Origin of the sequence: Nonomuraea sp. MG754425 (genome assembly GCF_021699195.1) — a bacterium.
Lineage (GTDB): Bacteria > Actinomycetota > Actinomycetes > Streptosporangiales > Streptosporangiaceae > Nonomuraea.
In genome coordinates, this window is sequence record NZ_SSXE01000119.1 from 18530 (window position 1) to 29954 (window position 11425).

At 70.0% G+C, this 11425-nt stretch carries 12 protein-coding genes; 6 read left to right on the forward strand and 6 right to left on the reverse strand.

Annotated features, from left to right (window positions below):
- The first annotated feature begins 211 nt into the window (after positions 1-211).
- Positions 212-1549, forward strand: a complete 1338-nt coding sequence (locus tag FAF44_RS34090; RefSeq protein ID WP_237107451.1) for a cytochrome P450 — start codon at positions 212-214, stop codon at positions 1547-1549.
- Here the strand turns inward: FAF44_RS34090 and FAF44_RS34095 are convergent.
- Positions 1546-2175 (reverse strand): hypothetical protein, encoded by a 630-nt coding sequence (locus FAF44_RS34095; RefSeq protein ID WP_237107452.1) that lies wholly within the window; start codon positions 2173-2175, stop codon positions 1546-1548. The genes FAF44_RS34090 and FAF44_RS34095 overlap by 4 nt on opposite strands.
- A gap of 273 nt (positions 2176-2448) precedes the next feature.
- Between FAF44_RS34095 and FAF44_RS34100 the strand changes: the two genes are divergently transcribed.
- Positions 2449-3534 (forward strand): hypothetical protein, encoded by a 1086-nt coding sequence (locus tag FAF44_RS34100; RefSeq protein WP_237107453.1) that lies wholly within the window; start codon positions 2449-2451, stop codon positions 3532-3534.
- A 33-nt stretch (positions 3535-3567) separates the two neighbouring features.
- Here the strand turns inward: FAF44_RS34100 and FAF44_RS34105 are convergent, their stop codons facing one another.
- The 3 genes from FAF44_RS34105 to FAF44_RS34115 all read right to left on the reverse strand — a co-directional run bounded on the left by FAF44_RS34105 (position 3568) and on the right by FAF44_RS34115 (position 5475).
- Positions 3568-3957, reverse strand: a complete 390-nt coding sequence (locus FAF44_RS34105; RefSeq protein ID WP_237107454.1) for a hypothetical protein — start codon at positions 3955-3957, stop codon at positions 3568-3570.
- Between the two features lie 151 nt (positions 3958-4108).
- On the reverse strand, positions 4109-4642 hold the full coding sequence (locus tag FAF44_RS34110) for a hypothetical protein (protein WP_237107455.1): 534 nt from the start codon (positions 4640-4642) through the stop codon (positions 4109-4111).
- Positions 4643-4749: 107 nt separating this feature from the next.
- Positions 4750-5475 carry a DUF2306 domain-containing protein gene (locus FAF44_RS34115; RefSeq protein WP_237107456.1) on the reverse strand — a complete coding sequence of 242 codons (726 nt, stop codon included), beginning with the start codon at positions 5473-5475 and terminating at the stop codon, positions 4750-4752.
- Positions 5476-5531: 56 nt separating this feature from the next.
- Here FAF44_RS34115 and FAF44_RS34120 point away from each other — a divergent pair, with 56 nt between their 5' ends.
- From FAF44_RS34120 to FAF44_RS34130, 3 genes are read left to right on the forward strand one after another with little or no spacing between them, the layout of a single operon-like run.
- On the forward strand, positions 5532-6293 hold the full coding sequence (locus FAF44_RS34120; RefSeq protein WP_237107457.1) for a TetR/AcrR family transcriptional regulator: 762 nt from the start codon (positions 5532-5534) through the stop codon (positions 6291-6293).
- A 41-nt stretch (positions 6294-6334) separates the two neighbouring features.
- Positions 6335-7165: a helix-turn-helix transcriptional regulator gene (locus FAF44_RS34125; RefSeq protein ID WP_237107458.1), complete on the forward strand. Its 831-nt coding sequence runs from the start codon at positions 6335-6337 to the stop codon at positions 7163-7165.
- A 44-nt stretch (positions 7166-7209) separates the two neighbouring features.
- Positions 7210-8172: a zinc-binding dehydrogenase gene (locus FAF44_RS34130; RefSeq protein WP_237107459.1), complete on the forward strand. Its 963-nt coding sequence runs from the start codon at positions 7210-7212 to the stop codon at positions 8170-8172.
- Between the two features lie 16 nt (positions 8173-8188).
- Here FAF44_RS34130 and FAF44_RS34135 read toward each other — a convergent pair whose 3' ends face one another.
- Positions 8189-8824, reverse strand: coding sequence for a TetR/AcrR family transcriptional regulator (locus FAF44_RS34135; RefSeq protein ID WP_237107460.1), 636 nt, complete (start codon positions 8822-8824; stop codon positions 8189-8191).
- 51 nt (positions 8825-8875) lie between these two features.
- On the opposite strand from FAF44_RS34135, the gene FAF44_RS34140 reads away from it, so the two are divergent.
- Positions 8876-10447, forward strand: coding sequence for an ABC-F family ATP-binding cassette domain-containing protein (locus FAF44_RS34140; RefSeq protein ID WP_237107461.1), 1572 nt, complete (start codon positions 8876-8878; stop codon positions 10445-10447).
- Positions 10448-10490: 43 nt separating this feature from the next.
- On the opposite strand, the gene ppk2 is transcribed toward FAF44_RS34140, so the two are convergent.
- Complete coding sequence (gene ppk2 / locus FAF44_RS34145) at positions 10491-11285, reverse strand: polyphosphate kinase 2 (protein WP_237107462.1); 795 nt, start codon at positions 11283-11285, stop codon at positions 10491-10493.
- Positions 11286-11425 lie beyond the last annotated feature (140 nt).

Sequence of the window (11425 nt, forward strand, 5' to 3'; positions counted from 1 at the left end):
GGCCGACGTCGTTCCGGCAGGTGCCCGGTTGCCGTCCTCACCGGCTTGGCGGACCGCCGTCAGGCCGACCAGGCGACATCGGGACTAGAACTCCGTGCGAGCGGGCACAACGTGGCAGACGGGCGGACCCCGCCACCTCCTCACCCGGCATCGCCACACCCGCTCGCGACATGCCACAGCGATTCCCTGCCCGTCTGCCGAAGGGGCGACATTGAGCAGCGCCACCCGCACTCCGCCACCGCCTGCGCCCGGACGTCTTCCTGTGCTCGGCCACGCCCTCCAGTTGTGGCGGCGGCCACTGGAGTTCCTCGACACCCTCACCGCCTACGACCCGCTGGTGGCGGTCCACCTCGGCCCGAAACCGAGCTACGTCCTGGTCAGCCCGCACCTGGTCCATCAGGTTCTGGTCACCGACGCGGCCCGGTACGCCAAGGGCCGTTCCTTCGAGAAGCTGCACGACTACCTCGGCCAGGGCCTGGCCACCTCAGAGGGCCCGTTCCACCTGCGCCAGCGGCGGATGATGCAGCCCGCCTTCCACCACCACCAGATCGCCCACTACGTCGACATCATGGCGCGCCTGGCCGAGCAGCGGGCCGCGTCGTGGAAGCCCGGCCAGATCATCGACGTCACGCACGAGATGCACGCCCTCTCCCTCGCCGTGGTCACCGCCACGCTGTTCTCCACCGCCCTCGACGAGGGCCTCGTCGCCGACATCCGCCGCGCCATGCCTGTCGTCCTGCGGGGGGCGTACACCCGGGTGCTCGACCCCACCAACCTGTGGCACAAGATCCCCACCCCGGGCAACCGGCGCCTGGCGGAGGCGAACCGGCGCCTGCACACCGCCATCGACCGCCTCATCCGCACCCGGCGCGGGCAAGCGCGGGAAGAGCAGCAGGACCTTCTGTCGATGCTGCTCCAGGCCCAGGACGGCGACGGCGAGACCATGACCGACCAGCAGGTCCACGACGAGCTGATCACCCTGCTGGTGGCCGGAACGGAGACCGCCGCCGGAGGCTTGGCCTGGCTCTTCCACGAACTCGGGCAGAACCCGGCCGTCGACCAGGCACTTCAGCGGGAACTGCGGGACACGCTCACCGGCGCCCTCACCCCCGAGGCGCTGCGCGAGCTTCCGTACACCCGCCGGGTGATCGACGAGGCCCTGCGGATGCGCAACCCCGGAGGCATGACGACCAGGCGGGCGACGGCCGAGGTCGAACTCGGCGGTCACCGCTTCCCCGGCGGCACCGAGTTCATCTTCAGCGCCTGGGTGCTGCACCGCAATCCGCGCTACTTCCCCGACCCGGTCCGGTTCGACCCCGACCGCTGGCTTCCCGACCGGCCGCAGGTGCCGCGCGGCGCGTTCGTCCCCTTCGGCGCGGGCGGCCACATGTGCATCGGGGACTCCTACGCGCGCACGGAGATGACGACGGTGCTCGCGACGGTCGCGAGCCGATGGCGCCTGGAACCCGTACCCGGAGCCTGGGTACGCGGCGTCATGACCTCGACCAACAGCCCCGGCAAACTCCTGATGCGGGTGCGGGACCGTTAGGAGCCTTCTGACGCCGCCGCCGGACCCGAACGACCGAAGCCCTCCGGAAGACAACGCGAGGCAGGCGAAGGCGGTTTCCGGAACAGGTCGAGCGCTATCGGCCCGCGGTGGAGAACGTGCGGCACGTCGCCCCACGGCAGCAGCGGCTCGTCGGGGCCGAGGTTCCGGAGCCGCTCAAGAGCGCGGTCGGTCACCTCGGAGACCGCCCGGAGCGTGGCGGTTGTGAGTGGGAGATAGTCGTCCTCGGTGCCGGGGTCGGTGGTTCGGGCTCCCGGTGTGACGCGCATGAGCCTGATGCAGCATCGTGCCGGGTCGAGCCGCGCGGCGTCGAGCGTCCAGACCGGGACGTCGCCCATGCGCAGCCCGGCACTTCGTACCGCGTCGAACAACACCGTGGGGTTGAGCGGGGCGAGGAAGACCACGTCGGCCCAGGTGCACTCGAGCGGTATCACGCGTTCACCCAGACGGTGCTCCCGGCCGGTGTATTTGGCGACGTGACGCGTGTGGAGGTCTGGGTAGCGATCTCGGAGCATCGCCAGCGGCAGGAGCTGGTCACCGTGCGGATGCGTGATCATGGCGTGGAAGAGGCGCCCGTGAGCGCGCTGCTGGGTGAGTTCGGTGGACATAAAAAAAGCGTCGGGCTGGAAGGAGGCCGACGCATGATCAATTATATCCGATGTCCCCGCGTCGCGAGCTTCTTGATGTCCTCGGGCCTGTCAAGATGCCGAGGACGTCACCAAAGCGGCTCTTTCTCCCTTCCTTGGCAGCTCTTGTCACGCTCCAACCCCGGGCGATTGGATCTAGGGAGTGATCTTCCTGGGGGTGCGTCGCCACGCATCGAGGTCACCCCCATCCCTCGGACGCCCGGGTGAGAACTCGCCCGCAAGGAGGCCACGCCCATGCCCGACGCCCCTCTGCTGCACTACAGCACCAGCACCGCGCCGCTCCAGGCGGGCACCCCGGACAAGCCGGCTGCCAACACGATCGACATCACCGTCTCCAGCCCGGCTGCCCAGCAGATCTACTGCGACGAGCTCGACGTCGCCGTGCCGGTCAGCGCGCCCGACGACGGCGGCGCGTACTTCACCGAGAACCCGCAATCCTCGATCACCGGCAAATGGGGCACCGCGTCCGCCCAGGTGAAGAGTGGGCGGGAACTCGGCCTCGACCCGGCGACGAATTATTACCACGTCGTTTTCCAGGCCCCGCCCATTCCGGGCTTCGACCTCATCGACACGCCGCTGATCATCAGCATCACCGGCAACGTCGCCGCCACCCCCGGCAGTGAACTCGCCTGCCCGACCACCGAAACCTCCGGCACCACCAGCGGCAAATACGCCCGGAAAACGCCCCAGGACCTGACCTGGGACACCGCGAAACCCGCCTTCTATCTGCACAGCTTCCTGGCCGTCGCCCCGGACGAGCCGACCGTTCCCCGGACCAAGTTCAACGCCGGCGCCGAGATCAGTCTCACCTGGGAGAGCAACGGCAGCTACTTCCAGCTCTACGACGGCGACGGCACGACCCTCCACGAAGGCCCCGCCACCTCCTGGACCGTCCCGCCGGGCAGGATCCTCAACGACACCACCTTCACGCTGCAGGCATCCGAAACCCAGGAATCCACCCCGGGCTTCCGCCCCGTCTACCAGTACGCCACGCTCGCCATCACCATCAACAATCCCACCCTGAGCGAATTGACCGTCACCGGAAAAATCGCCGCCAAATCCCGGATCGACGTGGACGGAATCCTGTGGGCCAATGACACCGTATGGGCGGGCAACGGCATGAACATCTATTGCCATGGCGGTAACACCGATGTGGCAACCTTCGGCGAAAGAGTGTCGTTCAACAAGACTCTCCACATCGACTCCGATCTGGAGGTGGATGGAGAGCTGACCGTCAACGACGGCTGGAACGCGAAACTGACCACCAAGGGCACCGACGGGCTGAAAGTAAGGGATTTCCAGGTCACCGACGACCTGTGATGCCCGCGTAGACCCGTACGCGGGCAAGGGCGGTCATCTGGTGACGGTCACGCAGGGCAGGCCGAGCGTCCGGTAGTTGCTGCCCCCCAGGTGCTGGTATCCCTGGGCGCAGAGCTTCGAGCCCGCGGGGAAGTTCCGCTTGGGGTAGGTGTAGCCGATGTAGGTGCGGGTGCGGGTGAAGCTCTCGACCTGGGTGTTCACCGCCCAGCCGGTGCGGGAGTTCCAGACCCGTCCGTGCACCGTCATGTTCGCGCTGACCATGATCTGGACCTCGACCCGGCCGTGCCACGTGCCGACGTCGTAGGTCTTGATGCAGGTGCTGGCGTTGCACCACCTGCCCGCCGCGGACGCGGGCGGGGTCATGACGGCCAGCGCGCCGGCCGTCATGCCGACGCTGAGCAAGGTAAGGAGGAATTTCCTCATGAGTGGTTCCCTGGTTTCGTGGGTGAGCAAGAAGGCGCGGACCGGATCGGACCGAGGGGATCCGCGCCCGAACGAGTCTGGGCTCCCGGGCGGCGCGGGACCAGGCAATTGACCGGGCATTACCCGGACATCGCGGCCGAGCTCTGGTCGATCAGCTTTCCCGGGTGGGCTCCGAGCTGAGCTTGTCCTGCAGGAGGGCGTGGCGGAACTGGTACCGGGGTCCTTCCGCGCGCAGGATGCCACGGCCGTGGGCGTCCTTGAGGAACCGCATCCCCCGGACGGGGAAGTGGCCTCGGAGCCTCAGTTGCAGGAACGTCAGGCTGGCCAGCGCGACGTCCGACACGGCGACGAAGGCACCGAGGCCGAAGGCGAGGCCGATACTGAGGAAGATCAGGAGCACCCCCAGGCCGGTGGTGTAGTCGCCGGCTCGGGCTCCCGCCGCGTTCACCAGACCGAACGACGCGCCGAACATCAGGCTGAAGACGACGGACTGGCGGCGGTCCTGCCGCCACGCGGCGTCGGGCTCGGCGCCGCTGATGTACGCGGTGGCGCGCAGGGTCTGCGGCAACTCGCGGACCGTGTCGGTGACCCGCCCCGCCTTGACCGGGCCGTCGCCCGGTGGCGGCACACTCTCGAACAGGATCGTCCCGCCACCGTCCAGCGGTATCCGGGCAAGACCGTCCACTCATCCCCCTAGCCGAACACCGGCCGATCTTGATCGTAAAGGTGGGCCATCTGTGATCACAGCAAGGTGCGGGGGAACCGTCAACAGGGTCGCCTGTGGGCGATCGACTACGAGCCGGGGGGCTGCGCGGCCGGGCGTCTGGTTCGTCTGGGGCGTTCCAGCAGCCAGTCCGTGAGCACCCACAGCACGAGCGGGCTGAGCCAGACGCCGATGCTCGCGGCGCTGTGGGTCATGAGGTCCGCGCTGCCCAGGAAGGTCGTGTCCACCTGCGGCGTCAGCACGATGGTGGCCACCACGTTGACGATCCGGCTCAGCACGATCGACATGGCGAGCGCGAAGCTGCGTGACATCCACTTGCGGTGGTCGCCGTAACGGCGCTGCCGGGCCATCCGCAGCGCGGCGATCGTGACGAAGAGCCAGAGGGCCGAGCCCACGAGGTTGGCCACGCGCACCGATGGGCCCGCCGCGGTGTGCCAGCCGATGTACAGCCCGAGCACGCCTGCCGGTAAGACGCCGGCGAAGACGTAGACCCGGCCGGTGATGCGGTGCCCGCGCCGGTGCCGGGCGCGGAACGCCGGCCAGATCTGGAAGCAGGCTGTGGTCATGGCGACGGTGCCGAACAGGACGTGCGCGACCAGCAACGGGTAGTAGAGGTCGTTGCCGGGCGGTGGTTCCAGGCGGGACAGCGACGGGTCGAAGGTCAGGTAGGGCGGCACGGAGAAGCCGAGGAACACCACGACCACCAGTGCCAGCGGCACCATCCATGGACGCCGCCACCAGGCTTCCGCGCGGCGGGGTGTGGGTGTTCGGGTCAGGCTCTCGATCGAGGTCATGAAACTATGTATAACATACAGAATTATGTACGTTATACGTAGTTTAGAATGGCGCGGTGACGAACGACAGCAAGGAGCCGGACCTCCAGCGCAGCCTCACGCTGCTGTGGTCGGGGCGTGCCGAGGGCCGGCGCGGTCCCCGGCCCCAGCTCACCGTCGAGGGGATCGCGCAGGCCGCGGTCCGGATCGCGGACGCCGACGGGGTGAAGGCGCTGTCGATGCAGCGGATCGCCGCCGAACTCGGCTACTCGACGATGTCCATCTACAACCACATCCCCAGCAAGGACCTGCTGCTGGAGGTCGTGGCCGACGTCGCCGCCGGGCAGCCGCCGGAGCTCGACGACACGGACGACTTCCGGCGCGCGGTCCGCCGATGGGTCGCCGCGCTCTGGGCCGGTTTCCAGCAGCGTCCCTGGATCCTGCACGTCTCGCTGGGCCACGCCCCCATCGGGCCGCGCCAGCTCGCGTGGCTCGACCAGTTGCTGCGTCCGCTGCTCAAGGCCGGCCTGGCAGGTGGCGAGGCACGGGCGGCGGCCCTGCACCTGACGGCGGTCGTCCGCGGCGTGGCGCAGATCAGCGCGGACATGACCAGCGCGCACAAGACAGGAGACGGCATCCCCCACCGCGAGAGCGAAGTGGCGCGGGCGCTCGTCGAACTCATCGACCCGCGCGACTACCCCGCACTGGCGGCCGTCTACGCAGCCGAAGCCGCGGCCGGCCCCCCGGAAGAGGAGGAATCGCTGCCCGGCGCACTCAGCTTCGGCGTGGACCGGTTCCTGGACGGCGTCGAGGCATGGGTGGCCGCGAAAGCCCGTTGACGCGCGGACGCCGGGGGGAGGGAACTGCCTTATCGTGTGGTGTGACCGCCAGCCGAAACCGCCGCGACCAGCTCAAGGAATTCCTCCGCGCCAAGCGGGAGTCGCTCACCCCCGAGACCGTCGGCCTGCCCGCCGCGGGCCGCCGGCGCACTCCCGGGCTGCGCAGGGAAGAGGTGGCGGTGCTCGCCGGGGTCGGGGTGTCCTGGTACACCTGGCTGGAGCAGGGCCGCGACATCAAGGTCTCCGACGCCGTGCTCGACGCCGTCGCCCGCGTCCTGCTACTCGACGAGGCCGAGCGCACGCACCTGTACGTGCTCGCCGGGCTGAACCCCCCGGAACCCGCGGGCCAGCCGGGCACGCCGGTCAACGACCAGCTCCAAGCGGTGCTGGACGCCTGGATGCCCGCCCCGGCACACGTCCTGGACCGCCACTACAACCTGGTGGCCATGAACGACGCGGCCAGACGGATCTTCGGATTCGACGACGACGTGCACAACTGCATGACGGCGTTCTTCACCCACCCGATCTACCGGAGCCGGTTCACCGAATGGCACGAGTTCGCCCCCGACATGGTGGGCGACTTCCGCGCCTCCGCCGCCCGGTACCCGGACGACCCGGCCTTCGGGCGGATCGCCGACGAGCTGCGCGCGACCAGCCCGGACTTCGCCGAGTTGTGGGCACGTCCGGACGTCCGCTCCCGGTCCCAGGGGATCAAGGCGATCACGCACCCCGAGGCCGGCGACCTCACCTTCGAGTACTCGCTGTTCCGGCTCCCCGACCGGGCCGACCTCAACGTGGTGCTGCACACGCCGCACCCCGACACCGACACCGCGGCGAAGGTGGCGAGCCTGGTGGTGGCACACCCGGGATGAGCTGACACTGCCCGGCCCGCGGCCGTCCCGGCAGGCTTTACGGCATGAAGGCAATCACCATCCCCGAGTTCGGCGGTCCCGACGTCCTGCGCCTCGACGAGGTCGAGCTTCCCGAGCCCGGACGGGGCCAGGTCTCCATCGACGTGGCGTACGCGGGCGCCAACTTCGCCGAGGTCCTCTACCGGCAGGGCGTGGTCGACGTGCCCCTGCCGTTCGTGCCCGGCATCGAGGTCTCAGGACGCGTCCGCGCGCTCGGGCCCGGCGTCGAGGGCCTGCGGGTGGGGCAGCCGGTCGCCGCCCTGACCATCGTGGACGGCGGCGGCTACGCCGAGGTGGTGACCACCTCCGCCGAACTGGTGGTCCCGCTGGACGGCCACGGACTGGGGCCGGAGCTCGCGGCGGCGCTGCCGTCCAACAGCACCACCGCGTTCCTCGTCCTCGACCGGGTCGCCCGCATCGAGCCCGGGGAGAGCGTGCTCGTGCACGCGGCCGCCGGTGGGGTGGGCAGCCAGCTCGGCCAGGCCGCCCGGCTGCTGGGCGCGGGCCGCGTGGTCGGCACCGTGGGCAGCCCCGCCAAGATCGAGACGGCCAGGTCGTTCGGGTACGACGAGGTCGTCCTGCGTACGGAGGTGGCCGGGAGCGGCGCGTTCGACGTCGTGGTGGACATGGTCGGCGGCACGGCCCGCCGGGCCGGCCTGGACCTGCTCGCGCCCATGGGCCGGATGGTGGTGATGGGCAACGCCTCCGGCGCCGAGGACGTCGGGATCCCGGCCAACGAGCTGTGGTTCACCAACAGGACGGTCTCGGGGTTCAACCTGGCCGCCTTCTCCGCCGCCTTCCCCGCACAGGCCGGTCAGGCGCTGCGCCGGGCGGTGGCCGCCGCCGCGCGCGGGGACCTGCGGGTGCGGGTCGAGGCCCTGCCGCTGGACCGGGCGGCGGAGGCGCATCGCCGCATCGAGTCGGGCGGTTCCACGGGCAAGCTCGTCCTCGAGGTCGCGGCGGGCTGAGGCGGCCGGGGGTGGCTCACCCGGGTCGGCCGAGGTCGTGTTCCATGCCGCGGATGAGGTAGCTCAGGCCCTTGGCGAACGTGGCGTCCCAGTCGTGGTGCAGGCCGTGCTCGGCGAGGGCCGGATAGCGGTCGGCGCGCTCCCGCAGGAACGCGCCCATGTCGAGGTGCTCGCGTTCCTGCCAGGTGACCTGCATGGTGACCGAGCCCATGACGTAGTTCGACAGGCTGTGGGCGGCCTGCGGGTCGGGGAAGCCCGCCGCCACCAGGATCCGGTAGAGGGATTCGGTGCGGGCCAGGGCGTTCGGGCCCATGAGCGGGCGGTCGAGGATGGTGGCCGACCACGGATGACGCAGCAGGGCGGCGCGCCAGCCGGCCATCAGGTTCCGCACCGCCGCACGCCAGTCGCCCTCGCGCCCGGGGAGCGCCACCTCGTGGAACACCGCGTCCAGGGCCAGGTCCAGGACGTCTTCCTTGGTCTTGACGTGCCAGTAGAGCGTGGTGGAGCCGGTGTCCAGCCGCTCGGCCAGGTGGCGCATGGTCAGCTTGCCCACGCCCTCCTCGTCGAGGAGCGCCACCGCTTCGGTCACGATCCGCTCCAGCGTCAGCCTCGGCTTGGGGTCCTTGGGGGAGCGCAGCCACACGTTGTCCACGTCAGGATAATACGTTGGACGAGGACCGGATCGATGGTCTAGTAATGGACCGTGGGTTATATCGAGGTGAGCGACCTGACGTACCTCCTGCCCGATGGGCGGCCACTGCTGCTGGAGGCGTCGTTCAAGGTGGGCGAGGGCGCCAGGGCGGCGCTCGTCGGCCCCAACGGCGCGGGCAAGACCACCTTGCTGCGGCTCATCGCGGGAGACCTCCGGCCCGACGACGGCCGGATCGCGAGCGCCGGCGGGATCGGGGTGATGCGCCAGTTCCTGGGCACGGGCAGCGTGCGCGACCTGCTGCTCAGCGTCGCGCCCGGTCCCGTGCGCGCGGCGGCGGCCGAATTGGCGCGGGCCGAGGCGGCCATCGCGGCGCGAGACGACGAGCCACGGCAACTCGCCTACGCCCAGGCCGTCGCCGACTACGCCGACGTGGGCGGTTACGAACTGGAGGTCGTGTGGGACGTGTGCGCGACCGAGGCGCTCGGCCTGCCGTACGAGCGGGTGGCCGGCCGGAGCCTGGCGACGTTGTCGGGCGGGGAGCAGAAACGGCTCATGCTGGAGGCGTTGCTGCGCGGGCCCGACGAGATCCTGCTGCTCGACGAGCCGGACAACTTCCTGGACGTGCGGGCCAAGCAGTGGCTGGAACGGGCGATCAGCGCGTCGGCCAAGACCGTGCTGCTCGTCTCGCACGACCGGCGCCTGCTGGCCGAGGCGGCCGATCGCGTCATCACCGTGGAGGGACACGAGGTGTGGGTGCACGGCGGCGGGTTCGCCGGGTACGCCGAGGCCCGCAGGCGGCGCGGCGAGCGCCTGGAGGAGCGGCGGCAGCGCTGGGAGGACGAACGGGCCCGGCTACGGCGTCTGGTGCACACGCTGCGGCAGCGGTCGGCGAACAACGACGCCCTGGCGGGGGCCTACCGGTCGGCCGTCTCCAGGCTGGAGCGCTTCGAGCGGGCCGGGCCGCCGCGGCGCGCGCCGAAGGAGCAGAACGTGCGCATGCGGCTGCGCGGAGGACGTACCGGAAAGAGGGTTGTGACCTGCGAGAACCTGGAGCTGAGCGGGCTGCTCGCGGCCTTTTCCACCGAGATCCGGTACGGCGAGCGCGTCGGCGTGCTCGGCCTGAACGGCACGGGTAAGTCGCACTTCCTGCGCCTGCTGGCCGGTGAGCCGATCGCGCACGACGGCGTGGTCCGCCTCGGCGCCAGGGTCGTCCCCGGCCATTTCGCCCAGACTCACCTGCGGCCCGACCTGCGCGGGCCCGTCGCGGAGCTGATCATCGGGAAGTTCGCGCTGAGCCGGAACGACGCCATGGCGGCGCTGGCCCGGTACGAGCTGGCCCCGGCGGGCATGCAGGCGTTCGAGACGCTGTCGGGAGGGCAGCAGGCTCGGCTGCAGATCCTGCTGCTGGAGCTGTCGGGGGCGACGTTGCTGCTGCTCGACGAGCCGACCGACAACCTCGACCTGGCCAGCGCGGAGGCGTTGCAGGCCGGGCTCGGCGGGTTCGAGGGGACAGTGCTGGCGGTCACGCACGACCGCTGGTTCGCCGACGACCTCGACCGGTACCTGATCTTCGGGGCGGACGGGCTGGTACGGGAGAGCGACGAACCCCGTTGGGACCTGTGAGCATCTGGTGCTCCTCGCGGGAGCCGCCGGTCTCCGGTGGGCCTCAGGACAGTTCTCCGGTCACATCGGGCACGATCGTCTCCATGCGCGGCGGGCGCCGGTAACCGGTCGAGGCGGGCCGAGGTGGCAGCTCCAGCGGCGGGCGCCGCATCTCCCGGTAGGGGATCGTGGACAGCAGATGCGAGATCATGTTGATCCTGGCCCGCCGTTTGTCCTCGCTCTCCACCTGGTACCACGGCGCCTCGGGAATGTGCGTGTGGACCATCATCTCGTCCTTGGCCCGCGAGTACTCCTCCCACCGCGTGATCGACTCCAGGTCCATCTCCGACAGTTTCCACCGCCGTATCGGGTCGGCCAGCCGGGCCCGGAAACGCTGCTCCTGCTCGACGTCGCTCACTGAGAACCAGTACTTGCGCAGCAGGATCCCGTCCTCCACCAGGAGCCGCTCGAAGATCGGGCACTGGTGCAGGAACCGGGTGTACTCCTCCTGCGTGCAGAACCCCATCACCCGCTCCACCCCGGCCCGGTTGTACCAGCTCCGGTCGAACAGCACGATCTCCCCGGCGGCCGGCAGGTGCTCGACATATCGCTGGAAATACCACTGGGTCCGCTCCCGCTCGGTGGGCACGGGCAGGGCCACGATCCTGGCCACGCGGGGGTTGAGATACTCCGTGACCCGCTTGATCGTGCTCCCCTTGCCCGCGGCGTCCCTCCCCTCGAAGACCACGACCACCCGCCGGCCCTCCGCCTTCACCCACTCCTGCAGCTTGACCAGCTCGGTCTGCAGCCGGACCAGCTCCTTCTCGTACGGCTTGCGTCGCAACCTGTCGGAGCTCATGGCAATACCTCCCATCGGTGAGCAGGACCGTCAGGGACGCAGTACGCGGGCGATGCCGCCGTCCCTCAGCAGCACGTCATAGCCCTCGGGCATGCCGGTTCTCCGTTTCTCGCCTGTCGGGCGGCTTTGGGCCTGGAGGT